We start from the raw sequence: 25320 nt of genomic DNA, 5'->3' as shown, positions 1-25320 counted from the left end.
TACCCATCCTGCGCATCGGTTGTACAACGCTGCTTCACGCAAATCCCGCGCGCGTCACGATTCAGTTGTCGTCATCATCTCATGCGCTGCGTGGTAGCGAGCACTGTAGCCGGGCACCGTTCTTGCCGGAAATCGAGCGCCAACCGCAGCCGAATTGCTGCATCAAGGCGTGCCATGCCGGAGATCTTGGGCTAAGTTTTTACCCGCCGTGGCCCCGCATTCGGCCTGCTGTCAACCACACATCCGGTGGACCCCATGCAGCAGATTTCAGACTGGCTCGAGAATCTCGGCATTGGGCAATACGCGAAGCGTTTTGTCGAAAATGGAATCGATGTCAGTGTTCTGCCCGAATTGCGGGACGAGGACTTCGACAGGCTCGGGGTTCTGCTCGGCCACCGCCGCAAGATGCTGCGCGCTATCGCTGATCTCAACCAGGCCGAATTGATTGCGCCTCGCCGGCACGATGCCGAGCGACGCCACCTCACCGTCATGTTCTGCGATCTGGTCGGCTCGACGGCGCTCTCGGCGAGCCTCGATCCCGAGGACATGTGGGAGGTGATCCGTGCCTATCGCGCGGCCTGTGCGACGGTCGTCGCCGCCTATGACGGCGTGATCGCCAGGTTTGTGGGCGACGGAATTCTCGCCTATTTCGGCTATCCCCGCGCACACGAGGACGATGCGGAGCGCGCCGTGCGCGCCGGCCTCGACATCATCCCTGCCGTGAGGCGGCTCGACATGCGCACGCAGGAGCGGGTCGAGGTGCGGGTTGCCATCGCGACTGGACTTGTGGTGGTAGGCGACCTCACCAGCGGAAGCGTATCAGAGCAGCAGGCGATGGTCGGCGACACGCCAAACCTTGCTGCCCGGCTGCAAGCCCTGGCGGAGCCGGGGGCCGTTGTCGTTGCGGACTCGACGCGCCGGCTGCTCGGCGATCTCTTCACCTTTCAGGATCTCGGGCACCGCGAGGTCAAGGGCATCTCCGAACCGATTGCGCTCTGGGCGGTCGAAGGCGGAGCCGCGTCGGAGAGCCGTTTCGAGGCGGTGCGCACAGTGCGATCCATCGGCTTTGTCGGCCGCAAGGCGGAGATCGAATTCGTGCTCTCGCGCCAGCAACTGGCGTATCAGGGCGAAGGCCAGGTGGTGCTGATTTCAGGCGAAGCTGGGATCGGCAAGTCGCGCCTTGTGGCAACGCTCTCCGAGAGCCCTGCAGGGGCGCCCCGACGGCTGCGGTATCAGTGCTCGCCCTACCACTCGAATACTGCGCTTCATCCCTTTGTCGCGCAGCTTGAGCGCGCCGCCGGCATCGGGCTGCAGGATACCCCTGCGCAGAAACTCGACAAGCTCGAGACCATGCTTGCGCTTGGAACGCAGCAAGTGGCCAAGGCCGTTCCGCTGATTGCCGCGCTGCTTTCGATCCCGACCGGCGAGCGTTATCCACCGCTGGGTTTAAGTCCGGTGCAGCAGCGGCGCCAGACCTTCGCCGTCCTGCTCGACCAGTTCGAAGGCCTGGCACGGCAGCAACCGCTGCTGATCGTCTGCGAGGACATGCATTGGGCCGACGCCACGACGCTCGAACTGTTCGACCTCGCAGTCGATCGGATCAGGGGATTGCCGGTGCTTGCACTCGCGACATTCCGGCCCGAGTTCGAGCCGCCCTGGGCGGGGCTCGCCAATGTCAGCCTGCTGCGACTCGATCGGCTTGACCGGCAGGAGACGCGCGCGCTGGTAGAGCAGGTGACCATCGGCCGAAAGCTGCCCGGCGAGATGATGAGGCAGATCATCGACAAGACGGATGGCATCCCGCTGTTCGTGGAAGAGTTGACCAAGATGGTGCTGGAGTCGGGACTGCTCGTCGAAGATGCCGGGCGCTATCGTCTCGATAGTCCGCTGCCGCCGCTCGCCATTCCCGCGACGTTGCAGGACTCGCTGATGGCGCGGCTTGACCGGCTGGCGCCGGTCAAGGAGGTGGCGCAGATCGGCGCTGCCATCGGCCGCGAGTTCTCATACACGCTGCTGCGATCCGTTGCGGGCCGCGATGACCTGACGCTGAGCGCGGCGCTGGCGCAACTCGAAGAGGCGGAGCTGCTGGAATGCCGCGGCACGCCGCCGGAAGCGACTTATAGTTTCAAGCATGCACTCGTACAGGAAACGGCTTACGAGAGCCTGCTCAAGAGCCGGCGGCAACTGCTTCACCAGCATATCGGCGATGTTCTGCGCGACAAGTTTCCAATCATCGCCGAGACCGAGCCGGAAGTGCTGGCGTACCACTTCACTGAAGCTGGACTGAGCGGCGTAGCTCTGGACTGGTGGCGCAAGGCCGGCCAGCAGGCGTTGAGACGCTCGGCCTATACCGAGGCAGTCGCGCATCTCGGCAAGGCGGTGGCTATCGCGGACAGGCTGCCCGATGAGCCGGGCCGCATCATGAACCGGCTGCAGCTTCAGATCGCCTTTGGCCGCGCGCTGCGGGGCAACCTTGGGCACAGCGCTCCCGAAACGGTGACGGCATGGAAGCGCGCGCGACAATTAGCAGCCGACATCAATGATCCCGTTGAACTGGCGCCGATCCATTCGGGCCTGTTCAATGCCTGCCTGACCCATGGCGAAATCGCGCCGATGCGGGAGTTGGCGGAGGCCATCATGAGCGCTGCCGGGCGGCGGCCGGATTCGCCGGTGGCCGCCGTCGTCGCACACTGGACAACAGGGGTCACCTGCTGGTTCGGCGGCGATTACCTCAACGCGCGACTGCATCTCGAGCGGGCGCTTGCGATCTATGAGGCCGAGCCTGATCCGGTGACCTTCAAGGCGTCGGCGCTGGACCTGCCGTTCGTCATCATGAGGTTCCTTGCGCTGGTGCTTTGGCCGCTTGGCATGATTGACCGATCGCGACGGCTCGCGGCCGAGGCGGTATGTGCCACGGGAGAAAAGCGGGCGCTTTCCCAGGCCAACGCGCTCGTCCACAAGGCGGTGTTCGACGGAGTTTGCGGCGGCATGTTGCAGGAGACGGAGACGATTCTCGCGCTCGCCCTCGCCCGCGAGCATACGATGCCGTTGTATGTCGCAGCCGGTAGCTACCTGAACGGGCTGGCACAGTGGCGCGCCGGCGATCGAGCGGGCGGGCTTGCGGAAATGTGCCGGGGCTGGACATTGCTTCATGAAAACGACTGCTATCTCTGTGAGCCATTTTGGGGGATGCAGGTGGCGATAGCGAATGCGGAGGCCGGGCAAACGGAGGCCGGGCTGGAAATCCTGCGGGAGTTGATCTGCTGGACGGAACGCTCCGGCCAGCATTGGCTCGATGCCGAACTCCATCGCAGCCAGGGTGAGTTGTTGTTGCGTCTTGACCCGCCTGATGTATCGATGGCCGAAGACGCTTTCCGCAAAGCCCTGGAAATCGCCCGCACCCAACGAACCAAGACGTTCGAATTGCGCAGCGCCGTTGGACTTGCACGGCTCTACAGCGCAAATGGCCGGGCTGATTCAATAGTCGAGCTGCTCGCGCCGATCGTCGTCGATTTCGGCGCGGGGCGAGGTCTTCCCGAGATCGAGCAAGCTGCGGCGCTGCTCAAGCATGGACAAACCATTCCCGTCGAGCCCTTGCGTAGGATGGGTTGAGCGCAGCGATACCCATCATGTTCTTGCACGGGAGTTGATGGGTTTCGCTGCGCTCTACCCATCCTACGGGTCGTTCCGGCAGGCATTCCGCTTAACGGAAAATGTCAGCGCCTTGCCGCTGTTGATACCATACGGCATGATCGCGCTGACCAAAATTCAAAGCCGCAAATCAATGCGGCGCGCCGACAAGGGAGGCCTTCCATGAAAAGAGCAATAACAGGCATGATTGCCGCCGCATTGGCGATGTCGGCGACTGCCGCATTGGCGCAGGGCAAGCCGCCGCTCAAGCTCGGCGGCATCCTCGACATGTCGGGCCTTTACGCCGATATCACCGGGCCGGGCTCGGAGACCGCCGCGAAGATGGCGGTGGAGGATTTCGGCGGCGAGGTGCTGGGGCGCAAGGTCGAGATCGTCGCGGCTGATCATCTCAACAAGGCCGATCTTGCCGCCAGCATCGCGCGGGACATGCTCGACAACCAGGGCGTCGAGATGCTGTACGACGTGGCGGCATCCGCGACCGCGCTTGCCGCCGGCGAGATCGCGAAGGCGCGCAACAAGATCGTGATGTATAGCGGCCCGGCCTCGATCCGGCTCAGCAACGAGGCCTGCGGGCCCTACACCGTGCACTATTCCTACGACACCTTTGCGCAGGCCAACGTCACCGGGCTCGCCACCGTCAAGTCCGGCTTCGAGACCTGGTTCTTTCTCACCGCCGATTATGCCTTCGGCCAGGATCTGGAAAAGGACACGACTAACGTGGTGGTGAAGGCCGGCGGCAAGGTGCTCGGCGGCGTCAAGCATCCGCTCAATACGTCGGATTTTTCATCATTCCTGTTGCAGGCGCAGAGTTCGAAGGCGAAGGTTGTCGGGCTTGCGAATGCCGGCGGCGATACCATTAATGCGATCAAGCAGGCGGCGGAATTCGGCCTGACCCGGAGCGGCGGCCAAAAGCTCTCGCCGCTGCTCGCCTTCGTCACCGATATCGACAGCGTCGGGCTGGAGACCGCGCAGGGTCTGCTGCTCGCTGAGGCTTTTTATTGGGACCTCAACGACGACACCCGTGCATTCTCGAAACGCTTCATGGAGCGCGTCAAGCGGCCGCCGACCGCGGCGCAGGCCAGCGTCTATTCGTCGGTCCTGCATTATTTGAAAGCCGTGAAGGCCGCGAACACCACGGATGCGGCGGCGGTCATGAAGATGATGAAGGAGACGCCGGTCAACGACATGTTCGCCAAGAACGGCAAGATCCGCGAGGACGGCCGCATGGTGCACGACATGTATCTGTTCGAGGTCAAGAAGCCGTCGGAGTCGAAGGCGCGCTGGGATTATTACAAGCTGCTGGCGACGATCCCGGGCGGCGAGGCGTTCCAGCCGCTGGAAGCCTCGCGCTGCCCGCTGGTGAAGAAGTGACGCAAAGCGTCATCCCGGGGCGATGCGCAGCATCGAACCCGGGATCTCGAGATTCCGGGTCTGGTCCTTCGGACCATCCCGGAATGACGCCGGCAACAAACCAACAACAACGAAAGCACGACACATGAGCGCAAACGAAATGGTCCTCCAGGAGCTCGAACAGGGCTTGCTCACCATCACCATGAACCGCCCCGATCGGCGCAACGCGCTCAATCCGGACATGACGCGCGGGCTGGTGGAGGCGGCGCGCAGGGCGCAGGATGATCACGAGGTCCGCGCGGTGCTGATCAAGGGCGCGGGCGGCACGTTCTGCGTCGGCGGCGACGTCAAGTCGATGGCGGAGGGCAGGGCGCCGCTTCCCTTCGAGGCCAAGATGGCGAACTTGCGCCGGGGCATGGAAGTCTCGCGCATCCTGCACCAGATGCCGAAGCCGGTGGTGGCGCAGCTCGACGGCGCGGCCGCCGGCGCCGGCCTTTCGATTGCGCTGTCCTGCGACCTGCGCGTCGCCAGCGCCTCCTGCAAGATCACCACCGCCTTCGCCAAGGTGGGCTTCTCCGGCGATTACGGCGGCACCTATTTTCTCACCCAGTTGCTCGGCAGCGCGAAGGCGCGCGAGCTCTATCTTCTGTCGCCGGTCCTGAGCGCGACCGAGGCCTATAACCTCGGCATGGTGACAAAGGTTGTGCCAGACGCCGACATCGACGCCGAGGCGCGTGATCTTGCGATGTCGCTGGCGCACGGGCCATCGATCGCGCTCGGCTATATCAAGCGCAACATCAATAATGCCGAGACCATGTCGCTGGAGGCGTGCTTTGATGGCGAAGCGATCCATCACACGCGCGCCGGCGACACCGCCGACCACAAGGAAGCGGCAAAAGCCTTTGTCGAGAAGCGCAAGCCCTTATTTCAGGGGCAGTGAGATGGCGGAGTATCTCAGGCTGCGGCAGATCTGCCTGGTAGCGCCGCATCTCGAGCCGGTGATCTCGGATATCTCCGCGATCATGGGCCTCAATGTCTGCTACCGCGACGGCAATGTCGCGAAGTATGGCCTGGAGAACGCGCTGCTGCCGGTCGATACGATTCTGCTCGAAGTGGTGGCGCCAACTCAGCCGGGCACCGCGGCAGGACGCTTCCTCGACAAGACCGGCGGCCGCGGCGGCTACATGGCGATCTTCTGCTGCGACGACCCCGATGCGCGTGGCCAGCACGCCAATGGAATGGGCGTGCGCACCGCGAACGTGATCACGCACGCGCCCTATCATGGCGTGCAACTGCATCCGCGCGACTGCCGCGCCGCGTTCATCGAGTTCAATCACACTGATGGCAGCGATGATGTGCTGGGGCCCTATCCACCGGCCGGACCGCACTGGCAGAAGGCAATCCGGAAGGATGTGACGGTGGCGCTGACGGAAGTTCAGATGCAGAGCCCGGATCCGCAGGGGCTGGCGGAGCATTGGGGGAAGATTTTGGGAGTCGCCGTCAGCAATGCGGGCGGCGAGCCTGAATTGCAGTTGCCCAATGCCAGCTTCCGTTTCGTTAAGGGCGCGAGCGATCTGATGAGCGGGTTGACGTTCAGGGTTACTGATATCGCGAAAGTGCGTGATGCCGCCAAGGCGAAGGACTGCAAGGTGTCGGGCGACACGTTCGATCTTTGTGGGGTGACGTTCAGCCTGGTGGCGTGAGCGCCGTGCTTCCCCTCTCCCCTTGTGGGAGAGGGTGGATCAATCGCGCGGAAGCGCGATTGAGACGGGTGAGGGGTCTGTCTCCGCAAACACAGATCTCTCATGCGGAGAGAACCCCTCATCCGGCGGACTGCGTCTGCCACCTTCTCCGACAAGGGGAGAAGGGAAGAGACGCAAGTGGCGCGTCTCAGCGCCCCTTGAAATTCGCGACGCGGCGTTCCGCCGTCGCTTTGACGCCTTCCTTGAAATCCTCCGTCGCGCGGAGTTTTGTCTGCTCGACGAGTTCGTGGTTGGTGGCAGCGAGCACGCGGTCGGCGAGGCCGGCGCGCATGGTGGCGCGGGTCGAGATCAGGCCGAGTGGCGAGCATTCGGCGATTTCTGCCGCGAGCTTCATTGCTTCAGCCCGCACCTGGTCCTGCGGCACGCAGACATTGGCGAGGCCCATCCTTGTTGCTTCCTCGCCGGTGACGCGGCGGCTGGTGTAGAAAATCAGCTCCGCATTGTTCTTGCCGACCAGTTCGGGAAGCGTCGCGGTGAGACCGAAGCCCGGGTGGAAGCCAAGCTTGGTGAAGTTCGCCGCGAAGCGCGCTTCGGGGCAGGTGACGCGGAAGTCGGCGGAGACGGCTAGACCCAGGCCGCCACCGATGGCTGCGCCATGAACGGCCGCAACGACCGGCTTCTTGTTGCGGAAGATGCGCACGGCCTGGACGTAGAGATGGTTGATCGGCAGGTTCGCCGCCGGATCCTTTTGCGCGCTCTCTTCCTGCTCCTGCCGCTTGGGGTCAGAAAAATCGGCGCCGGCGCAGAACGCCTTGCCTTGCGCGGCAAGCACCGAAGCGCGGATTTCGATGTCGTTGTCGAACTCTTCCAGCGCGTCTGCGATCTGGTTGATCAGCGAGACGTCGAAGAAGTTCAGCGGCGGTTTGCGGATTTCGATCAGGCCGACATGGCCGTGCTTCTCGACGCCGATATCAGTGTATTTGCTCATGAGCTTTCCTCGTTGAATTAGCGCAAGCCAAGCCGCGCGCTAGCGCAGACCAAGCCCGCGGGCGATGATGCCGCGCAGCACCTCGGTGGTGCCGCCCTGGATCGTCAGCTTGGGCGCGGTCTTGATGGCGAAGTCGAGCTGCTTTTCCAGCGTCTCGCGGTTGGTGGCGGTCTCCTCGACAAAGGCGGCGAGCTCGCGCACGCGATGCGGCAATTGCTGCTCCCAGATGGTGCCGATGTCCTTGACGATGGACGCCTCGACCACCGGCTCCTTGCCGGCTTGCAGCATGCCCGCGACTGAGACCGACATGCGCCGCATGGTGTGCACTTGCGCCACCAGCCGGCCGATGCCTTCGGCGCTGCGAGTGTCCGGGTCCTTGCCGACGGCGCGGACGAGTTCGGTCAGCACGTAATAGGTTTCGAGGAAGCGCTCGGGGCCGCTTCGTTCATAGGCGAGCTCGCTCGTCGCCTGTTTCCAGGCGCCGTCGATTTCGCCGAGCACGTGATCGTCGGGAACGAAGTAGTCGGTGAACACGACTTCGTTGAATTCATACTGCCCGGTGATCTGGCCGATCGGGTTCACCTGGATGCCCGGCTGCTTCATCTTGACCAGGAATTGCGTTAGCCCATGGCGGCGGTTCTCTTTCGTCGGTGGCGACGTCCGGAAGATCGCGATCATGTAGTCGGCGATATGGGCCGAAGAGGTCCAGATCTTGGTGCCGTTGATCAGATAGCCGCCATCAGTCTTGGTGGCGCGGGTTTTCGCCGCGAACAGATCGGAGCCTGAGTTCGGCTCGCTCATGCCGATGGCAAAGCAGATTTCGCCTTTGCAGATGCGCGGCAGGATCTCCATCTTGATGTGCTCGGGCGCGTATTTCAAAAGCACCGGGCCGCTCTGGCGGTCGGCGACGAAGAAGCGCCGCGTCGGCGCGTTCGCCACGCGCATTTCCTCGGTCACCACGTAACGCTCGAGGAACGAGCGCTCGTGGCCGCCATATTTCTTCGGCCAGGTCATGCCGAGCCAGCCGCGTTCGCCGACCTTGCGGGAAAATTCCGGCACGTCGGTGTCTTCGCGGTTCGGCTTGTGCGGATCGAAAGTGCCGGCGGCGATTTCTTCGGCGAGGAAGGCGCGCACTTCCTTGCGCAATTGCTCGCATTTGGGCGGCAGACGGATCGGATCGAAACGGAGGGCTGCGGTCATTGTGACTCTCTAGTGCAGGCAATCGGTGTTGGTGTCAGCGCGAGGCCACCAGCGGCCACAATTCGTCGGCGCCTCTGATACAGACGAGCTTGCCGAGCTCGACCGCCCAGTAGCTTTCCGAGCCGAAATCGTCGCGCCAGGCCAGCGCACGCAGCGAATAGCGATGCAGGATGTGCTCGACGGTGAAGCCGATCGCGCCATGCACTTGATGGGCAATCGCGCCGCCTTTTTCCGCTGCTTCCGAGCAGCGGATTTTCGCCGCTACTGCTTCGAGGAACACTTCGTCGTTGAAGGAGGTGGCGTTGGCGATGGCGTCCGCGGCCGAGGTGGCCGCCGCCAGCGCCGCCGCCGACTCGCCGGCCAGCCGCGCCAGATTGTGCTGCACCGCCTGGAATTTTGAAATCTTCTTCTCGAAGGCGACGCGCTCGTTGGAATAGCGCACGGAAATTTCCAGCATCGATTCCAGGGCGCCCGCGATCTGCAACGCACGCGCGACGCCGCCCATCAGCATCAGCCGGGTCTGGTCGAAACCATCAGGCGCGGGCTTGGTCGTGACCGGCTGCACCTTATCGAGCGTCACCGTATCGGAGTTGTCGCCGCCGAGGCCGATCCCAGCCTCGATCCGACACTTGCTGGCATCGACCAGCGCGATGGAGAAACTGCCCTTGGCATCGCCAGCGAGCACCGCAAAATGTTTTGCGGCCTTGGCAAACGGCACGCCGCGCGCCCGGCCTGACAGGCTGCCGTCGGCATTGACGGTAATCCGGTCTTTCGGGCTCGCGGGCACCACCGTCATCTCGCCGTCGGGCGAAGCGATTTTGGCCTGTGCCAGCAGCCAGCCGGCCAGCATGGTTTCGGCGAGCGGGACTGCGACGGCAAAACGTCCGGCGGCGCTGAGAACGCTAAAACCTTCGGCGAGCGAGGCGCCCGAGCCGCCACAATCTTCCGGCACCCAGGCCAGCGGCAGGCCGGCTTCCGTCAGCGCCTGCCACAGCGGGGCTTTCCACTCGCCCTTCTTGTCGCGATTGATGGTTTGGGCGTCGGCGAGGTCGGCGAAGATTTTCTCCGCGGTCTCGGCAACGATGTTCTCACTCTCCGCCACAGCGTTCCCCGATGTTGAGATTGGCATGCCAGTCCCGACAATTATGCCGGGTTCGGCTGCGGTCTTTTCTTGCTCTCAATGATGAGCAAAAGCCATAGCCGTGACAAGCGCTGTCCGCAGGGCGGCATGAGGCGGTGGCATGATGATCGCGGGCGAAGAATAAATTCCGCGCAACGGACTTCTTCGGATTTGCACGCGGTTTGCCGCGCGATATGGTAGCCACTGAAGCCCTCTCCATGGGCGGATCGAAACCCAGCCAAAAGCAACAAGAGGAAATGCGGATGTCGAAGGATGGTTTGTGCGCGATTGTCACCGGTTCAGCTTCCGGTTTGGGAGCGGCGACTGCAGCCATTCTGGCAAAGGGCGGCGCGCGCATCGTCGTGAACTATTCCAACAGCAAGGCGGAAGCGGAAGCCACGGCCGATCTCTGCCGCAGCGCGGGCGCCGAAGTCGTGGTGGTGCAGGGCGACGTGTCGCGCGACGAGGACTGCAAGAAGATCGCGGCCGCGGCCGTGCCGTGGGGGCGCCTCGACGTTCTCGTCAACAATGCCGGCACCACCAAGCACGTGCCGCATCACGATCTCGACGGGCTAACGGCTGAGGACTTTCAGCGCATCTATGCGGTGAATACGATCGGCCCGTTCCAGATGATCCGGGCCGCGCGCGCGCAGCTCGAGGCTGGCGCGAAAGCTTCGGGGCGGGCGTCCGCCGTGGTCAACGTGTCGTCGGTCGCCGGCATTTCCGGCGGCGGTTCGTCGGTTGCCTATGCCGCGAGCAAGGGCGCGCTCAACACCATGACGCAATCGCTGGCGCGGGCGCTGGCGCCCTTGATCCGCGTCAACACGGTGTGCCCCGGCTATATCGATACGCCCTGGTTCACCAAGGGCCGCGGCGAGGCCGGCGCCAAGGCGGTGCGCGACGCCGTGGTGGCGAAGGTGCCGCTGAAGATGGCGTCGACCGCGGAGGATATCGCGCAGCTCGTGTGTTTCCTGGCGTCGCCGGCGTCGAGCAACATGACCGGCGAGTTCGTGCGCATGGATGCGGGCATGCATCTGGTGTTGTGAGATCTCACCCGTAGCCCGGATGGAGCGAAGCGCAATCCGGGGCCACTGCCGCTGTCGTTCCCGGATTTCGCTTCGCTCCATCCGGGCTACGGTCTGATGCGGCTACGCTGTCACCGGTTGCCCGGATCGGAAATCATTCCCCTCGCGACCAGCCGGTTCCAGATGAACAGCACCACCAGCGCGCCGATCGTTGCGGTGATGAAGCCGGCGCCCTGATCGGGGCCGTAATGGCCGATCGCCTGGCCGATCCAGGTCGCCAGAAACGCGCCGGCGATGCCGAGCACCGTGGTCAGGATGAAGCCGCTCGGGTTGTTCTGGCCCGGCGAAAGGATACGCGCGATGATGCCGGCGACAAAGCCGACGACGATGATCCAGATAATGCCGCCCATGGGAAGTCCCTTTCCAGTGCGTCGATGGTGATGCAGCGCGGTGCGGCATGCGCACCGCGCTGACGCGGCGTCAGATCCGTCCCGACATTTCGTTGTCGTCCGGCAGTCGCCCGTCCGGCGTCAGGTGATTGACGACGTCGGGCAAATACTGGCTGAGGCCTTGCAGCAGATCGTCGCGCGACAGGCCGCTCTGCGACGAGAGCTGATCGATCTCATCGGCACCGAGCGCGTTGGCAAGATCGCCGGGCGCGACCTGCTTGTTGGGACCGTTGCTGACCCAGGAGTCGGCCTGATCGCCAAGGCCGTTCTGTTGCAACTGCTTCATGAGGTCGCCGAGGCCGCCGCTGAGGATGGTGCCGGCCGCTCCGCCGGCGAGCAGGCCGCCCAATCCGCCTTTGAGCATGTCGCTGAGGCCACCGCCGCCGGGTAGACCGGCCTGTACATTGCCAGGCGCGGGCGCCGGCGCCGGTTGCGGCGCGGAGCCGGTCTGGTTGCCGCTGAAATGCTTGATGCCTTTCCAGGCCAGCAGCGCCAGGATCGCCATGGTCAAGGGCGACATTCCGCCGCCGCCGGATTGTTCGCTGGGGCGGCTCGGGCCGCGCGGGCCATTCTGCATGCCGTTGAGTACGTCGAGTAAACCCATGGTCGTGTCCTCCGCGTAGCCCCGCGCGCAACATAAAGTCGGCCCATGACGGTTACAAGGTGACGGTTACAAGTCGCCCCGCGATGTCCGATAGGCACTGGCTGATGGTTCTGCTATCGAGGCCTGTTGCAACGCGATGGGTGTCAAATGGTTTCGGGCCAGACGATCGGTGTCGCGGGGGCGGGCAGCATCGGCTGCTTCGTCGGCGGCATGCTGGCGGCTGGCGGCCGCCGCGTCGCGCTGCTGGCGCGTCGGCGCGTCATTGCTGAAATCGAAGCCAATGGCCTGCGGCCGACGAGCTTTGAAGGCTTTGACCAAACCATCACGCGCGATCGGTTCGCATTGTCGGAAAATCCTAGCGTGTTTGAGAATGCCGGCGTCGTGCTGGTCACGGTCAAGAGCGCGGATACCGCTGCCATGGCTGATGTCATCGCCCAGCACGCACCGTTAGATGCGGTCGTGGTCAGCCTGCAGAACGGCGTCGGCAATGCGACCGTGCTCCGTAATCGCCTGCCGGGCCGGCGCGTGCTCGGCGGCATGGTCCCATTCAATGTGATTGCGCTCGGCAACGGGCGGTTTCATCGCGCCACCTCGGGTGACATCGTCATCGAGCAGGACCCGGCGCGCACGGCGGAGATGCTGTCGGTGCCGGGACTGAAGGTGCGGCCGACCGCCAACATCGAGGGCGTGCAATGGGGCAAGCTGCTGCTCAATCTCAACAACGCGCTCAATGCGCTGGCCGACTTGCCGTTGCGCCGGCAGTTGGCGCAACGGGAATGGCGTCGACTGTTCGCCGATCAGGTCACTGAGGCGCTGGCGGCGATCAAGGCCGAGGGCATCAAGCCGGTCTCGCCGACGCCGATCCCGTTCGGCTGGATGCCGTCGCTGCTGCGCCTGCCGGATCCGGTCTTCGAAGCGCTGCTCGGGCGTACCATGAAGATCGATCCCGAGGCGCGCTCGTCGATGTGGGAGGATCTGCAGCACCGCCGCCGCACCGAGGTCGACTATCTGCAGGGCGTCATCACCGGGATTGCCGATCGCCGCGGGCTGGATGCGCCGCTGTCGCGCCGGATCGTGGAATTGATCCGGCAGGCCGAGCGGAACGCCAACGGCTCGCCCGGCCTGACGCCGGAGCAGATTCGCGCGCGCGATTGATGGGCCTTGAAATAGTTCTGATCCGGCGCGAATTTCGTATTGCAAAGCCGATGGGAGAAGCGACATGAAACGAACGGGCCTTGCGCCGCTGGCGATCGCCATTCTGGCCGGCTGGGCAATACTCGCGCCCGCGCAGGCCGTGCCGCCGACGGCGACACCATCGCCGGGCTATGACGCGCGCCTGCAGGAGCGACGGGCGGCGTCGCGGGCGGTCGGCGCGCCGAGTGTCAAGCCACGTCGGGTCAAGAAGCCGCGTGCGTATTGATGCCGATGCAGGCACGTGAGCTTTTATGGATAGATCACGCGGTGTCGCGATGAGCGCAGGCGCTCACGCGGGGGTCACTGCGTTCGCAAGGACGACGGAAGGATCTAGCTTTTCTTCTGCTTGGCCGGCGGCTGCTGCTGCGGGTTGAGCAGCTTTTTCAGTCCGTTGATGCTCTCCGAGAGCCGCGGCCATTCGCACGAGAACTGGTTCTTGGCGCACTGGGCAGCCCGGAGGCGTGCGGCCTGCTTGACGGGACTGGCCACCGGTATCGGTACCTTTTCGGTCTCGATCGACGGAGCGGCCTGCATCGGAGCAGGCTGCTCCGTGCGCAGCGAGATCTGCTGCACACCTTGCGCGGGCGGTAGCTCTTGCTGCTGCTGCTGCTGCTTGGCCGCCTGCGCCGCGGCGGCGTGATTGCGCCGCTCGCGCTCGAGATAGGCCGTATAATGCTCGTCGATCTTCTTCTGCTCTTCCGGCGTCGGATTTGGGCCCGCGATGTCGAAGGTGCGGTCCTGCATGAAATCGTAATAGGTGTAACCGCCGCCTGCCTTGCGGCGGCCGGCGAATTTCGCGTTGCATTCGGCAAGCTTCGCCGTTTTTTCTTCCTTGGTATTCGACTTCTCGGCCACATCGGCGCAGGATTCGAAATCCACCGGCGTGCTGCGCCACCATTGCGCGACGGAAGGCACCGGCACGAACACGAGCAGGCCTCCGATCGCGGCAAAAACAAATGACGGTGCACGTGAGGCGATCACGGACGATTTTGCTCCAGTCGAATTCTTGGGAACTTTGATTGAGTCGATTGTCATCATTTTGGCAGCGCTGTCACGCCGAAATTGCACGATTTTCCCGCTGGCGTTGTGACTCTATCCGCTGGATGTGACCAATGGAACACAGTGCTAGGCCATTAGAAATCTTGAGGAAATTCAACGCCAAGGCAAAGCTGCGCGCGCAAAGTTCCAGCGATTCTAGGTGCACCATCAGAGGGCGGGCGGATAAGTGCGCCACATTGTGGCAACAATCAGTCGGCGCCGCGTGCGCGGGCCAGAGTGCTCGACGCCGTTTCATGGAACGTAGCGCGGTAGAGTCGCGCGAACTCACCCATGTGATGGAAGCCGTTGGCGCGCGCGCACGACGTCACAGTGATCGCGTCGGAACCCTTCGCCAGTTGTGCGCGGGCCGACCAAAGCTGCTTGAGGCGCAAATAGCGATGCAGGCTCATACCGCGAACGCTCGCCACCGCCGTGCCGAGTGTCCTGACCGATACGCCGCATTGCTCGGCAAGGTCGGCGCTGTAGATCGGCGAGGCGGCGTGAAACGCGACATATTCGTCGATCATGCGAACGAGGCGGCAATAGCCCCTGCTTGCGATCCGGCCCGCCACATCAGGCGTTCTGCCGCTGCGGAACATCTCGTCGATGGCGAGCAGCAGGCCTTCCTGGAGAGCCAGCGCCGAACGCGGCTCCAGCAACAGCTCCGGTCTGGCCGAAGCCGTCTGCAAGATACCCGTCGTGACCGATCTGACGGTTGCAAGAGCCTCAAGGGTGGCCGTGAACGGGCAGAGCAGATCCGGCGTATCGAACCATTCCCGGTCCCGCAGCCCGGCGCCCAGCGTGATGATCGCATGCAGCGATCCGCGGGGTTCGACGAACTGCAAATCCACATTGCCGCGCATGCCGATGAAGGCCGGACGGTCCACCGATATGCCGTTGACGGCTACGTCGTAATCGTTCTCGAGCTGGAAGATGACGACGCCGTGCGCCGCGCGGTAGCTGACGTCGACAATGCGGGGGAATGAACTGAGCACGGCGATCTGGCAGCCCGGCAACTGCACCATCGCGCGCGCGGTATGGAAATTAGCAAGGCTGAGCGGGACGCTGCGCGCGTCGGCGACAAATTCGACCGGCCGGAAGGCATCGATGTCGGAGAACTGGACGATCGAAAGTGCCGGCGAGGGGGCAAGCTTCTGGAACTGCATCGTGAGGCACCGGCAGCGCGAATCGTTGCCGCCAGCGTCGGCGGGTCTGGTTAAGGCCGCATTAAGAAGTGTGGCCGGGAGAGATTTCAAGCGGCTTTCGGTCGCAGAGAAAAGCAGGGAGCGGGCTGTCAATTTCGCGACGTGTGGCGCTGGCCCGCGCGGTACGTGGGTTCACGCAGCACCGGCCGCCCGTTTCCCGACCGGCCGACCGGCCACCCCTACCCATCCAAAATCCATTATACCTGCTCAAGCGGAATGCTAATTGTTTTGCCGCAACCGAAATCATCATGTGGCGGCTGGTCTGGAGCCCTCGTGCCGGGCGTACCGGAGCCGCAGGAGGGAAACAGTTTTTATGACCATCACCACGGCCATGACCAGCGTGCCGAAGCCCGCACCCGACCTGCTCGAAGCTTTCAGGGACGCGCCGACCTCGATCATCTCTGACAATCTCGCCCGCCTTCCGGGCGCCGTCGGGCTGCGGCCTTTCCATCGCGGCGGGCGGCTGGCGGGGGTCGCCTTCACTGTGCGCACGCGGCCGGGCGACAATCTGGCGATCCACCGGGCGCTGGAACTGGTTGGGCCCGGCGACGTGATCGTGGTCGATGGCGGCGGCGACGAGACGCGGGCGCTGGTGGGCGAAATCATGAAGACAATCGCCGAATACAAAGGCGCCGCGGGCTATGTAATCGACGGTGCGATCCGCGATGTCGCGGCGTTCGCCGCCTCCGACTTTCCATGCTTTGCCCGCACCGCGATCCACCGCGGGCCCTACAAGAGCGGTCCGGGCGAAATCAATGTGCCGGTATCGATCGGCGGCTCGGTGATTTCTCCCGGCGATATCGTGGTTGGCGACGAGGACGGCGTGGTGTCGTTTCCCGCTTCGACTGCCGCCAGCCTGCTGGCAGCCGTCCGCGCCCAGATCGCGCGCGAAGAGGATACGTTGCTTGCGATTCGCGAAGGCCGCTACCAGGGCAGCTACGGAAAATCCTGAGGGACGCTTGAGGGAGGAACGATGAGTCAGAAGGACGAATTTCACAATCTGGATAATCCGGCCGACGGCCTGTTCCGCGAACTCGCGTCCGGGGTCACGACACGAATCTTCTCCGGCGAGCACGCGATGCTGTCGGTGGTGACGCTGGCGCCGCACGCGCAAGGCACCCTGCATCATCATCCCGAGGAACAATGGGGCGTGCTGCTCGATGGCTCGGCCATCCGAGTTCAGGGGGATGAGGAAATTCCGGTCAAGAAAGGCGATTTCTGGCGCACGCCGGGAAACGTGCCGCATACGATGCGGGCTGGACCGGAAGGCGCCCGCGTGCTTGACATCTTTAGCCCGCCACGGCCCGAGTACAAGAAAGCCGGGTCCGGCTTCGGCACTTAAAAACAAGCCTGCGAAACAAAAACAAAAAAATCGCGGGCGGCCATGGGAGGAGAGCTTTGGTGAAGATTTCACGACGCAACTTGCTTGTGGCGTCAGCCGCGTTTGCGGTGACGCCGGCGCTGGCGCAGGGCGCCAAAAACATGACGCTGGTGGTGCCGTTTCCGCCGGGAGGATCGACCGACGCGCTGGCGCGGCTGTTGCAGTCCCACCTGCAGACGAAACTCGGCCGCACCGTGCTGGTGGAAAACAAGTCCGGCGCGGCTGGCTCGCTCGGCGCCATACAGGTCGCCAAGAGCGCGCCCGACGGCGCGACGTTCCTGGTGACCTTCGATTCGCACGCGGTGATTCCCTCGATCCTGGAAAAGCCGGGGCTGGATGTCGAAAAGGATCTGGTGCCGGTGTTCCTGGTCGGCACTGCGCCCTATGTCGTCGCGGCGAATGCCGAGCGGCCGTACAAGACCTTTGCCGACGTGGTCGCGGCCTGCAAGGCCAAGCCCGGCGCGGTGAAATACGCCTCCGTCGGCATCGGTACGCTCGGCCATCTGGCGATGACGGTGCTCGGCAAGAAGGCCGGCGTCGAGATCACGCATGTGCCTTACCGTGGCGGCGGCCCGGCGATGAACGACGTGCTCGGCGGCCATGTCGACATGATCGTGGGATCGGCGGCGCTGATCACGGCGCAGCTCGGCACCAACATGCTGCGGCCGATCCTGCAGATGGGGCGCGAGCGGATGCCGGTGCTCAAGGATACCCAGACAGCGATCGAGGCAGGCTTTCCCGATTTCGAGACGCTGGCCTGGTGGGGCATCTTTGCGCCCAAGGACACGCCGGCCGATATCATTGCCGCCATGGCGAAATCGGTGAAGGAGATTCTGAGCGAACCGGCGGTGGCGAAACAATTGCAGGAAACGCAGCAGATGACGCTGCTGCTCGCCGACGGCAAGGAATTTTCGACGTTCTTTGCCAAGCAGGTCGGCATCTGGGGCCAGGTGGTGCGCGAGAATAATATCAAGGCGTAGCGCGGCGGGACGCTAATTCCGTCATCTTCGTCATGCCCGGCCTTGTGTCGGGCATTCACGTCTTTGCTTCAACCAGGCACCATGCACCATGCTCATGAAAAAGGCCCCACCAAGGTGGGGCCTTAATCATCAAAGCGTCAGACGCCTCAGTTGTAGTCTGAATATTTGAACTGCGGCATCGCCTTGAGCTGCTCCTTGGTGCCGCTCATCATCGCGTGATCCGGCGTCCAGTCGTTCGCGTCGCTGGTGCGCGTTGTCGTGGTGGTCGTGGCCGCGCCGGTGGTCGTTTCGCGCGGCGCGGTCGCGGTGTCCTTCGTCGTTGTCGTCGCCGTCGAGCTGGTGCGGACAGGCTCCTCGATGAATTTGAGCTTGTCCATGGAAACGGCGATGTCGTGCTCGCCCATACCCAGGAAGCCGCCGACGCCGATGACCACGGCAGCGACCTTGCCGTTCTTGTCGAGGATCAGCTCGTTGATGTCGCCGAGCTTCTCGTTGGCTTCATTATAAACGTCGAGGCCCATGAGCTTGGACGCGCGCCAATTGCCCTTGAGCATCATCTTTTCCTGGGCACCGGCGCTGGTCGCGGCAGGCGCGGCTTTATCCGCGGGCTGGGGCGACTGCGCATAGGCGGGAGCACTGAACACGGCGGCGCTCAAGAGAGCCGCAGCTAAGATCTTCTGCATTTTATCCTCCTCGAAAGTGATCGATGCTCCTAGAACAGGGCGCATGCGCGAATGTTCCTGACCGTTTCGGAGAAGTTTCGAAATAGGCCTGAAGCGACGGCGCAGCGATACCGGCAGGCAGGGCCGGGCTGGCAAAACTAGTCCGCTCGCTAACGGACTTATTGCGTCTTGGTTCGGAAACATGTTCTGGCGGTCTGCGTTGAAATATCGGCTCATGCCGGGTGGCAACCGACCGCAACGGAGAACGATGGACGCAGTTATTTTGCCGGTTTCTTGCTGCGACACCAACGCACCGGTACGCGCTGACATCTAACCCGTTCCCGGCGTGAGCGCTCTTTGCTGGCCCGCTGCTCCTCAACATATGTGACCCGATTTCGGCAAATCCGTTATGCCCGGGCCTGTCCCGGGCATCCACGTCTTCGTCTCCGCCTGACAAGAGCGTGGATGGCCGGGACGTAGGCGAGCGGAAGCGACGCCGTCCCTCAGACGGCTATGCCCGGCCATGACGACGCTGAGACATCTGCGCAACCTGCGCTTTGCGTCTGGCGGCCTGGCGAAGAGGGCTGGCGATGCCAGACCTGCTTTGCTATGAAGCCTCCCAAGCACCTGCTTGTCCGAGCGGGTCCGCGGTCCCGTAGCTCAGCCGGATAGAGCGACGGTTTCCTAAACCGTAGGTCGGAAGTTCGAGTCTTCCCGGGATCGCCAGCTCTTAGCGCAATGAAGTCTTATTTGGTCCCGGAGCAATAGCTGGCGGCCGGGGTGGGCCGTCACTCACGCGCCCTTCTCCAACAACGCCCTGAAATCCGCCCGCGCGCGTTGCGCCTCGCGTCTCGCGGTTTCCGATGCTTCTCCAAGCCCGAAATAGCCGTGGATCAGGCCGAGGCCGTCGTAATAGCTGGTCGGCACGCCGGCGGCCTTTAGCGCTTCCGCATAGGCCTTGCCTTCGTCGCGGAGCGGATCGAACCATGCGGTGCAGACGATGGCGGGCGCAAGGCCTGTGAGGTTTTTGGCGCGCAGCGGCGAGACGCGCCAGTCGGTGCCGTTGGCGCTGTCTTCGAGGTAATGGCTGCAGAACCATTCCATGGTGGCGCGGGTGAGGAAATAGCCGTCCGCGTTTTCGGCGCGTGAGGGAAAGCGTCCGTTCTCTTTCGGGTCGGCGAAATTTCCGGCGACGTCGGTGACGGGATAGACCAGCAATTGCGCTGCGAGCTTGATGCCGGCGTCGCGGCAGGCGATGGCGGTGGTGGCCGCCAGATTGCCGCCTGCGCTGTCGCCGGCAACGCCGACGCGCGCCGCATCGCCGCCGAATTCGGCGATGCGGGCGATGACGTCCCGGGTGGCTGCGAAGGCATCCTCGAATGCGCCGGGAAAGCGCACCTCGGGCGGACGGCGATAATCGACGGAGACCACGACCGCGCCGGTCTCGATCGCGAGCCAGCGCGCCTGCCGGTCATGGGTCTCGAGATCACCGGCCACCCAGCCGCCGCCATGGAAGAAAACGACCGTCGGCGATTTGCCGCTTGAGTTCCGATAGGCACGCGCGGCCAGGAAGCCGGCTGCGCCTTTCACCTTGATATCCTCCGCGCTCATCACCGGCGGCGGCGGAACCGCTGCGCGCGAGGCCGCCAGGGCGCGCAGCGCATCGCGTGCGCTCTGCGGCGTCATCGTCGTGGGATCGCGCAGTGGCAGCAGCGGAATGATCTGGGCGACGACGGGATCGAGCGGCGGAATCATGCGGGACCTCACGAGGAGCGATGGAATGCCAGAATAGGTAACGGGCATGACTGCGGCAATTGCGCCGGACGCCGCCCAGACCTGCCGATTTCCTTCAATTGATAACGATTCGTGCAAGCAGGCGCGTTGGTAGAATCGGGGCACCGTTTACTTCTGGTTATCCCTAAACAAGCGTGCACGGGAACGGCTGGGGCACGCCGCTCATTACTCCCTCCAGAGGGAGTGTGTGATGGATCAAATTTCCGGATTGGATCGGGCGCTCGACGAAATGCTGGTGCATCTCGGCGGCATGGTGCTGAAACTGTCCAGCCCGCAGGTGACGCGCACGGCCGAGGAGCGGCACGCGCTGGCGTGCTCGGTCAATCAATATTCGGTTTGCGCAGCGCGCTCGGGCGATCCGCGCGTGCACCAGCTCAAGGCCGAACTCGAAGAGACGATCAAGCCGCATCTGCGGCTGGTTGCCAGCAGGTAATGCAGCCGTTCGATTGCGGCGACGTCGACGTGCAGATGGACGGCCCACAGCCGGGACACCGGCCGTGGTAGCGCCAACGGCTCAGAGCGTCTTGAGGTATTCGATCAGCGCCTTCCGATCGCCCTCCGACAGCTCCGGCCCGATCACGCCCTTGATTTCCTTGTCCTTGTTGTAGTCCTTCCGGAATTCGTGGCCTCTGTTCGAGTTTCCGCGAATGGAGGTATCGAATAGAAATCCGTTCTTGATCGGATCGGTCTTGTAACCGAGCTTCACGGGGTCGTACTCGCGGCTGCCGAGGAAGAATTTCTTCGGTCGTTTCTCGGGGTCACCGAGCAGGTCGTCGATGGTCGGCACCGAGCCGTTGTGCAGATAGGGCGGCGTCGCCCAGACCCCGTTCAGCGGACGGACCTTGTAGGCCAGTTCACCGCGGAGTTCGTTCGGCATGTAACCGTCGATTCGTTTCCGCTCTGCTTCGCTGACTGGCGGCTTCTTCTGGTCGAAGCTGTAATTGACGGTCTTCTCGACCAGTTCGCCCAGCGCGAATGCGAAGCTGGGATTCTTGATGCCGAGATTTTCGGGCACGGCGACCGTGCGGGCCAGCATGTCGGCGGCCTGTGCGTCGTCGGTTCCGATATGCGAGATCGGAACGTTCTCGACCTTGAGGATCGCCTCGCCGGCCTCGTTCTTGGTCCACCAGTCCTTGTTGTTGAAATCGTAGAACTCCGCGCTCGTCACCGGCGGCCGGTGACACTCCTGACAATGCGTCTTGTAGAGCCTGGCGCCCTCGTCGGCCAGTTTCTGGTCGATCGGCGACAGGATGTTGCCCGGCCATTTCGGCGACTGCAGGCCGGAGAATCCGTCCTTCGCGTTCGGCGGCTTCTTGCCCTTTATCATCATCTCCATGTCGTCGAGCGCCTTGATGTTGACGCTCGATTTGTAGAGTCCCTTCGACGGCTCGGTCAGATTGAGCTCCGCCGACACGCCGAGCGATTCGCCGGCGTTGCGCACCATCGGCTGCATGATGGAGCCGTTGTACTGCACCCAGTCGAACCACGGCGTGTTCCAGATCCGGGGGAAATGCACCGGCGCGGAGGAGCCGGCATAGTTTTCCGGCTTGTTCAGGTCGATGGAGAACACCTGATTGCCGATCCGGTTCAGCGCGTCGAGCCGTCCGTAACCCTCCAGAATGCTCTGGGAGGCGACGCGTTCTTCCAGATTCTTGACCCGCTTGTACTGCGCGAGCACCTGATCGAGCTGGGTCTTCAGCGTCTCGCGTTCGTCGACGGTGGAGTCCGGTCCCAGCACGGCGTCGGCGAAGCGGCTGAAGCGACCGGGCCACACCCGCGTCAGCAGGAGCGAGATGCCCATGCCCTGCTTCATCGCGAAGAGATTGGTGAGCGCCGGCCCACCGTCGATGACGACGGCGGTGCCGTTATAGGTGAGGCTGCCGGTGTGGCAGGCCGCGCAGGTAAGCCCGATGCCGTTCATCTCCTTCTTGTCGCGCGGGTTCTTCCACGTCGCCCCGGTCGGGTCCAGCATCGGGGTGCCCTCCGCAAACCCGATCGGAAGCGCCGTCTTGCCCGGGATGATCGTGTCAGCAATGAAGCCGTAGCGATCGAGATAGGCGGGGTCGCTGAACAGGCCGGGCGAGGTGAACAAGAGCCAGGGAATCGTCGGCTGCTCCAGCGCCATGAACCATTTATAGGGAAAGCCGAAGGTCCGCGTTCCCTGGTCGGCGTGATAGAACCAGCTCAGCGTTTCCTTATCGATCCCCTGGTCGAGCCAGACGGTTTTCTTCGGGGTCGGATGCTCCACGATCTTGACGTGAAGATTCTGCCAGGTCTTGGCGATGTCGTCCTTGAAGACCGCGTAACCGATGCCGACGACCGCCAGCGCGATCACGATTTTTGCAATCCTCCTGCCCCGCATGGCCTGCCCCTTCCTAAAACCGCGCTGCTCGCGCGCAATATCGGTCTGTTATCAAAAAACGCCGCAAGGCGAATCACCCTCGGCGTGCGATTGAATATGATCCCATCTTATAGTGGCGTCATAGGTCTGTCCATAAATCCAGCTTCTTCGCGCTCGGGTGATTTTGATGGTTGGTCTCTCGGTCCGGCTTTTCCAGTATTTTTCCAGTATAAAGTGCCGATGATGCCATTGAATGTCAGCCAGATCACATGACGGCAGCCGAGGCGCAATCGCTCCGGATTGAGGTGGGCTCCGATCAGGCGGTTTCCGCGCTGCTGATCGAGCCGCCGCAGCCTCGCGCCTGTTACGTGTTCGCGCACGGGGCCGGCGCCGGCATGGCCCATGCGTCGATGGAAACCGTTGCCACGGGCCTTGCCGAACGCGGCATTGCGACGCTGCGCTACCAGTTTCCCTATATGGAGAAAGGCAGCAAGCGGCCCGATCCGCCCGCGGTCGCGCACGCCGCGGTGCGGGCGTCGGTGGCGGTAGCTGGGCGGCGCTTTCCCGCGCTGCCGCTGATCGCGGGCGGCCGATCGTTCGGCGGGCGCATGACGTCGCAGGCGCAGGCGAAGTCAGCCTTGGCCGGCGTTCGCGGGCTGGCGTTTCTCGGCTTTCCCCTGCATCCGGCCGGAAAGCCTTCCAGCGAGCGGGCCGGGCATCTCGCCGACGTCAAGATCCCGATGCTGTTCCTGCAGGGCACGCGCGACACGCTGGCGGAATTGAGCCTGCTCAAGCCGGTCGTCCAAAGCCTGGGATCGCGGGCGACGCTGCATCTGCTCGATGGCGCCGATCATTCCTTTCATGTGCTGAAGAGCTCGGGACGAAACGATCGCGCGGTGCTGGATGAGGCGCTGGATGCGTTTGCGGCGTGGGTGGAGGAGGTTGTGGCCCAAGCTCTCAGATGACAGAGTTGCGCCGCGCGCCATCCTGGCTACGATGTATCAATGACAAAAATCCTGATCGTCAATCCGAACACGACCGCCGCGATGACCGAAACGATCGGCGCCGCCGCGCGCGCTGTCGCCGCATCCGGCACCGAAATAATTGCCATGACCTCGGCGATGGGGCCGGTCTCGATCGAAGGCTATTACGACGAGGCGTTCGCCGTGCCCGGCCTGATCCAGGCGCTGATGAATGCGCCGGACGCCGATGCGGCGATCGTCGCTTGTTTCGACGATACCGGGCTCGACGCCGCGCGGACCGCCGCGCCTTTTCCGGTGGTCGGCATTTGCGAGGCGGCGCTGGTGACGGCAGGCCAGATCGCCAAGCGCATCGTCGTCGTCACTACGCTGCCGCGCTCGATCGTGCCGCTGGAAGAGCTGGTGCGCCGCTACGGTTTTGCGGAGAGGGTGCAGGTCACCGCCTGCGACGTTGCGGTGCTCGATCTCGACAAGCCCGGCTCGGGTGCCGAAGCCAAGCTTGAAGCCGAGATTGCCCGCGCGCTCGACAAGGGTGCGGAAGCGATCGTGCTGGGCTGCGCCGGCATGGCCGATCTCCCGCAAAAACTGTCGCGGAAATTCGGCGTGCCCGTCGTCGATGGCGTGGCGGCGGCGGTGAAGCAGGCCGAAGCACTGGCCGGGCTGAAGCTGACGACGTCGCGGCGCGGTTCTTATGCGTCGCCGGGCGTGAAGAATTACACAGGGCTCTTGGAACAATTCTCGCCGTCGGAGCCGTCATTGCGAGCGAAGCGAAGCAATCCATAGAACAGCGTTGGGATAGATGGATTGCTTCGTCGCTTGCGCTCCCTTGCGCAAACGCTTCGCGTTTGTCGCAGGCAATGACGGTGGTCAGATTGATTGCGGCGCGCCGTAGATCTTGTCGCGCAGCCGCCGCATGCCTGTTAGCCAGCGGTCGCGGTTGGAAGCCTTGCGCTGCATGTATTCGGCGACCTGCGGGTGCGACAGGATGAGGAAGCGTTCTTCCGCCATCGCCTCGATCACCATGCGCGCCACTTCCGGCGGCTGCAGCACGCCGTCGACCCTTGCAGCGCTCGGGCCGGGCGTCGTCATGGCTGTCTGCACCGATTGCGGGCACAGCACGGAGACGCGGATGCCGCGGTCGCCATATTGAATGGCGAGATGCTCGGCGAGCGCCACCGCGGCGTTCTTGGTCACGCCGTAGGGCATCGAGTTCAGCGACGCCAGCAGGCCTGCGGCGGAAGCGGTGTTGAGGAGATAGCCGGAGCCGCGCGCCAGCATGCCGGGCACCAGCGCGCGCGCCGCGAATACATGGCTCATGACATGAACACGCCAGCTCACGTCCCAGTCGGCATCCGACGCGGTCTCCTGGCCCTTGCGGGAAAGCCCGGCGTTGGAAAAGAACACGTCGACCGGACCGTATTTGTTCTCCGCCGCAGCGATCAGCGCCTTGATGTCTTCCTCCAGTCCGACATCGGCCGTGATCGGCAGTCCGTCGATATCGCCCGCGACCTTGGCGAGCTTCTCGCGCGAGGTCTTGAGATCGGCGACCACGACACCGCGTGCTCCGGCCTCCGCATAAGCGCGCGCCACCGCTTCGCCAATGCCGCTGGCGGCTCCCGTGACGACACAGACCTTGCCCTTGACGTGCATGATGC

25 protein-coding genes and 1 tRNA gene are annotated in these 25320 nt (G+C 63.7%); 15 read left to right on the top strand and 11 right to left on the bottom strand.

Translation table 11 applies throughout. The annotated features are described in order from the left end of the window. Positions 1-255: 255 nt before the first annotated feature. The 5 genes from AC0QUY_RS06430 (at position 256) to AC0QUY_RS06410 (ending at position 6704) form a co-directional block, all read left to right on the top strand. A complete protein-coding gene (locus tag AC0QUY_RS06430) occupies positions 256-3612 on the top strand; it encodes an adenylate/guanylate cyclase domain-containing protein (RefSeq protein WP_475386201.1) in 3357 nt (1118 codons plus the stop codon). 37 nt (positions 3613-3649) lie between these two features. Further along, a complete protein-coding gene (locus AC0QUY_RS06425) occupies positions 3650-3817 on the top strand; it encodes a hypothetical protein (protein WP_475386200.1) in 168 nt (55 codons plus the stop codon). Beyond that, the gene (locus tag AC0QUY_RS06420; protein ID WP_161851320.1) at positions 3814-5022 is read left to right on the top strand and encodes an ABC transporter substrate-binding protein; all 1209 of its coding nucleotides are present in this window, start codon (positions 3814-3816) and stop codon (positions 5020-5022) included. Before AC0QUY_RS06425 ends, AC0QUY_RS06420 begins: the two co-directional genes overlap by 4 nt. Before the next feature lie 124 nt (positions 5023-5146). Next, entirely contained in the window at positions 5147-5941 is a 795-nt protein-coding gene (locus AC0QUY_RS06415) for an enoyl-CoA hydratase (RefSeq protein ID WP_161851321.1), read from the top strand. A 1-nt stretch (position 5942) separates the two neighbouring features. Further along, positions 5943-6704 (top strand): VOC family protein, encoded by a 762-nt coding sequence (locus AC0QUY_RS06410; protein WP_475386199.1) that lies wholly within the window; start codon positions 5943-5945, stop codon positions 6702-6704. Positions 6705-6891: 187 nt separating this feature from the next. Here the strand turns inward: AC0QUY_RS06410 and AC0QUY_RS06405 are convergent, their stop codons facing one another. From AC0QUY_RS06405 to AC0QUY_RS06395, 3 genes are read right to left on the bottom strand one after another with little or no spacing between them, the layout of a single operon-like run. Further along, positions 6892-7692: an enoyl-CoA hydratase/isomerase family protein gene (locus tag AC0QUY_RS06405; protein WP_161851323.1), complete on the bottom strand. Its 801-nt coding sequence runs from the start codon at positions 7690-7692 to the stop codon at positions 6892-6894. A gap of 39 nt (positions 7693-7731) precedes the next feature. Next, the gene (locus AC0QUY_RS06400; protein ID WP_161851324.1) at positions 7732-8892 is read right to left on the bottom strand and encodes an acyl-CoA dehydrogenase family protein; all 1161 of its coding nucleotides are present in this window, start codon (positions 8890-8892) and stop codon (positions 7732-7734) included. 34 nt (positions 8893-8926) lie between these two features. Further along, the gene (locus tag AC0QUY_RS06395) at positions 8927-9994 is read right to left on the bottom strand and encodes an acyl-CoA dehydrogenase family protein (protein ID WP_475386249.1); all 1068 of its coding nucleotides are present in this window, start codon (positions 9992-9994) and stop codon (positions 8927-8929) included. Between the two features lie 281 nt (positions 9995-10275). On the opposite strand from AC0QUY_RS06395, the gene AC0QUY_RS06390 reads away from it, so the two are divergent. Further along, positions 10276-11058, top strand: coding sequence for an SDR family NAD(P)-dependent oxidoreductase (locus AC0QUY_RS06390; protein ID WP_161851325.1), 783 nt, complete (start codon positions 10276-10278; stop codon positions 11056-11058). Positions 11059-11168: 110 nt separating this feature from the next. Here AC0QUY_RS06390 and AC0QUY_RS06385 read toward each other — a convergent pair whose 3' ends face one another. Next, positions 11169-11447: a GlsB/YeaQ/YmgE family stress response membrane protein gene (locus AC0QUY_RS06385; RefSeq protein ID WP_334513241.1), complete on the bottom strand. Its 279-nt coding sequence runs from the start codon at positions 11445-11447 to the stop codon at positions 11169-11171. Between the two features lie 70 nt (positions 11448-11517). Next, a complete protein-coding gene (locus AC0QUY_RS06380) occupies positions 11518-12090 on the bottom strand; it encodes a YidB family protein (RefSeq protein ID WP_475386198.1) in 573 nt (190 codons plus the stop codon). Between the two features lie 147 nt (positions 12091-12237). On the opposite strand from AC0QUY_RS06380, the gene AC0QUY_RS06375 reads away from it, so the two are divergent. Then, on the top strand, positions 12238-13245 hold the full coding sequence (locus AC0QUY_RS06375) for a 2-dehydropantoate 2-reductase (protein ID WP_475386197.1): 1008 nt from the start codon (positions 12238-12240) through the stop codon (positions 13243-13245). Positions 13246-13309: 64 nt separating this feature from the next. Beyond that, entirely contained in the window at positions 13310-13510 is a 201-nt protein-coding gene (locus tag AC0QUY_RS06370; protein ID WP_475386196.1) for a hypothetical protein, read from the top strand. A 104-nt stretch (positions 13511-13614) separates the two neighbouring features. Here the strand turns inward: AC0QUY_RS06370 and AC0QUY_RS06365 are convergent, their stop codons facing one another. After that, positions 13615-14319: a hypothetical protein gene (locus AC0QUY_RS06365; protein ID WP_475386195.1), complete on the bottom strand. Its 705-nt coding sequence runs from the start codon at positions 14317-14319 to the stop codon at positions 13615-13617. Positions 14320-14531: 212 nt separating this feature from the next. After that, positions 14532-15488 (bottom strand): helix-turn-helix domain-containing protein, encoded by a 957-nt coding sequence (locus tag AC0QUY_RS06360; RefSeq protein WP_475386194.1) that lies wholly within the window; start codon positions 15486-15488, stop codon positions 14532-14534. Between the two features lie 352 nt (positions 15489-15840). Here AC0QUY_RS06360 and AC0QUY_RS06355 point away from each other — a divergent pair, with 352 nt between their 5' ends. From AC0QUY_RS06355 to AC0QUY_RS06345, 3 genes are read left to right on the top strand one after another with little or no spacing between them, the layout of a single operon-like run. Next, the gene (locus AC0QUY_RS06355; protein WP_475386193.1) at positions 15841-16479 is read left to right on the top strand and encodes an RraA family protein; all 639 of its coding nucleotides are present in this window, start codon (positions 15841-15843) and stop codon (positions 16477-16479) included. Positions 16480-16500: 21 nt separating this feature from the next. Then, complete coding sequence (locus tag AC0QUY_RS06350) at positions 16501-16869, top strand: dimethylsulfonioproprionate lyase family protein (protein WP_475386192.1); 369 nt, start codon at positions 16501-16503, stop codon at positions 16867-16869. A 59-nt stretch (positions 16870-16928) separates the two neighbouring features. After that, positions 16929-17888, top strand: coding sequence for a Bug family tripartite tricarboxylate transporter substrate binding protein (locus AC0QUY_RS06345; RefSeq protein ID WP_475386191.1), 960 nt, complete (start codon positions 16929-16931; stop codon positions 17886-17888). Between the two features lie 146 nt (positions 17889-18034). On the opposite strand, the gene AC0QUY_RS06340 is transcribed toward AC0QUY_RS06345, so the two are convergent. After that, positions 18035-18571, bottom strand: coding sequence for a PRC-barrel domain-containing protein (locus AC0QUY_RS06340; RefSeq protein ID WP_161856337.1), 537 nt, complete (start codon positions 18569-18571; stop codon positions 18035-18037). Positions 18572-19199: 628 nt separating this feature from the next. Here AC0QUY_RS06340 and AC0QUY_RS06335 point away from each other — a divergent pair. Next, a tRNA-Arg gene (locus AC0QUY_RS06335) sits at positions 19200-19276 on the top strand. Between the two features lie 66 nt (positions 19277-19342). On the opposite strand, the gene AC0QUY_RS06330 is transcribed toward AC0QUY_RS06335, so the two are convergent. Continuing rightward, positions 19343-20305: an alpha/beta hydrolase gene (locus AC0QUY_RS06330; RefSeq protein WP_475386190.1), complete on the bottom strand. Its 963-nt coding sequence runs from the start codon at positions 20303-20305 to the stop codon at positions 19343-19345. Between the two features lie 229 nt (positions 20306-20534). Between AC0QUY_RS06330 and AC0QUY_RS06325 the strand changes: the two genes are divergently transcribed. Continuing rightward, a complete protein-coding gene (locus AC0QUY_RS06325) occupies positions 20535-20777 on the top strand; it encodes a hypothetical protein (protein WP_161851336.1) in 243 nt (80 codons plus the stop codon). Between the two features lie 81 nt (positions 20778-20858). On the opposite strand, the gene AC0QUY_RS06320 is transcribed toward AC0QUY_RS06325, so the two are convergent. Then, on the bottom strand, positions 20859-22706 hold the full coding sequence (locus AC0QUY_RS06320; RefSeq protein ID WP_475386189.1) for a di-heme-cytochrome C peroxidase: 1848 nt from the start codon (positions 22704-22706) through the stop codon (positions 20859-20861). A gap of 248 nt (positions 22707-22954) precedes the next feature. Between AC0QUY_RS06320 and AC0QUY_RS06315 the strand changes: the two genes are divergently transcribed. Beyond that, positions 22955-23650 (top strand): alpha/beta hydrolase family protein, encoded by a 696-nt coding sequence (locus tag AC0QUY_RS06315; protein ID WP_161851338.1) that lies wholly within the window; start codon positions 22955-22957, stop codon positions 23648-23650. A 39-nt stretch (positions 23651-23689) separates the two neighbouring features. Next, positions 23690-24448 (top strand): aspartate/glutamate racemase family protein, encoded by a 759-nt coding sequence (locus AC0QUY_RS06310; protein ID WP_475386188.1) that lies wholly within the window; start codon positions 23690-23692, stop codon positions 24446-24448. Between the two features lie 84 nt (positions 24449-24532). On the opposite strand, the gene AC0QUY_RS06305 is transcribed toward AC0QUY_RS06310, so the two are convergent. Beyond that, positions 24533-25315, bottom strand: coding sequence for an SDR family oxidoreductase (locus tag AC0QUY_RS06305; protein WP_475386187.1), 783 nt, complete (start codon positions 25313-25315; stop codon positions 24533-24535). Between the last annotated feature and the right edge of the window lie 5 nt (positions 25316-25320).

This window comes from Bradyrhizobium sp. WYCCWR15520, assembly GCF_056174665.1.
Note: the sequence above shows the minus strand (reverse complement) of the source record. Positions and strands in the feature narration are given on the sequence as shown.

Coding starts and splice junctions, on each gene's coding strand:
- AC0QUY_RS06430 (WP_475386201.1), top strand. CDS start 256: ATGCAGCAGATTTCAGACTGGCTCGAGAATCTCGGCATTGGGCAATAC.
- AC0QUY_RS06425 (WP_475386200.1), top strand. CDS start 3,650: ATGGGTTTCGCTGCGCTCTACCCATCCTACGGGTCGTTCCGGCAGGCA.
- AC0QUY_RS06420 (WP_161851320.1), top strand. CDS start 3,814: ATGAAAAGAGCAATAACAGGCATGATTGCCGCCGCATTGGCGATGTCG.
- AC0QUY_RS06415 (WP_161851321.1), top strand. CDS start 5,147: ATGAGCGCAAACGAAATGGTCCTCCAGGAGCTCGAACAGGGCTTGCTC.
- AC0QUY_RS06410 (WP_475386199.1), top strand. CDS start 5,943: ATGGCGGAGTATCTCAGGCTGCGGCAGATCTGCCTGGTAGCGCCGCAT.
- AC0QUY_RS06405 (WP_161851323.1), bottom strand. CDS start 7,692: ATGAGCAAATACACTGATATCGGCGTCGAGAAGCACGGCCATGTCGGC.
- AC0QUY_RS06400 (WP_161851324.1), bottom strand. CDS start 8,892: ATGACCGCAGCCCTCCGTTTCGATCCGATCCGTCTGCCGCCCAAATGC.
- AC0QUY_RS06390 (WP_161851325.1), top strand. CDS start 10,276: ATGTCGAAGGATGGTTTGTGCGCGATTGTCACCGGTTCAGCTTCCGGT.
- AC0QUY_RS06385 (WP_334513241.1), bottom strand. CDS start 11,447: ATGGGCGGCATTATCTGGATCATCGTCGTCGGCTTTGTCGCCGGCATC.
- AC0QUY_RS06380 (WP_475386198.1), bottom strand. CDS start 12,090: ATGGGTTTACTCGACGTACTCAACGGCATGCAGAATGGCCCGCGCGGC.
- AC0QUY_RS06375 (WP_475386197.1), top strand. CDS start 12,238: ATGGTTTCGGGCCAGACGATCGGTGTCGCGGGGGCGGGCAGCATCGGC.
- AC0QUY_RS06370 (WP_475386196.1), top strand. CDS start 13,310: ATGAAACGAACGGGCCTTGCGCCGCTGGCGATCGCCATTCTGGCCGGC.
- AC0QUY_RS06365 (WP_475386195.1), bottom strand. CDS start 14,319: ATGACAATCGACTCAATCAAAGTTCCCAAGAATTCGACTGGAGCAAAA.
- AC0QUY_RS06360 (WP_475386194.1), bottom strand. CDS start 15,488: ATGCAGTTCCAGAAGCTTGCCCCCTCGCCGGCACTTTCGATCGTCCAG.
- AC0QUY_RS06355 (WP_475386193.1), top strand. CDS start 15,841: ATGACCATCACCACGGCCATGACCAGCGTGCCGAAGCCCGCACCCGAC.
- AC0QUY_RS06350 (WP_475386192.1), top strand. CDS start 16,501: ATGAGTCAGAAGGACGAATTTCACAATCTGGATAATCCGGCCGACGGC.
- AC0QUY_RS06340 (WP_161856337.1), bottom strand. CDS start 18,571: ATGCAGAAGATCTTAGCTGCGGCTCTCTTGAGCGCCGCCGTGTTCAGT.
- AC0QUY_RS06330 (WP_475386190.1), bottom strand. CDS start 20,305: ATGATTCCGCCGCTCGATCCCGTCGTCGCCCAGATCATTCCGCTGCTG.
- AC0QUY_RS06325 (WP_161851336.1), top strand. CDS start 20,535: ATGGATCAAATTTCCGGATTGGATCGGGCGCTCGACGAAATGCTGGTG.
- AC0QUY_RS06320 (WP_475386189.1), bottom strand. CDS start 22,706: ATGCGGGGCAGGAGGATTGCAAAAATCGTGATCGCGCTGGCGGTCGTC.
- AC0QUY_RS06315 (WP_161851338.1), top strand. CDS start 22,955: ATGACGGCAGCCGAGGCGCAATCGCTCCGGATTGAGGTGGGCTCCGAT.
- AC0QUY_RS06310 (WP_475386188.1), top strand. CDS start 23,690: ATGACAAAAATCCTGATCGTCAATCCGAACACGACCGCCGCGATGACC.
- AC0QUY_RS06305 (WP_475386187.1), bottom strand. CDS start 25,315: ATGCACGTCAAGGGCAAGGTCTGTGTCGTCACGGGAGCCGCCAGCGGC.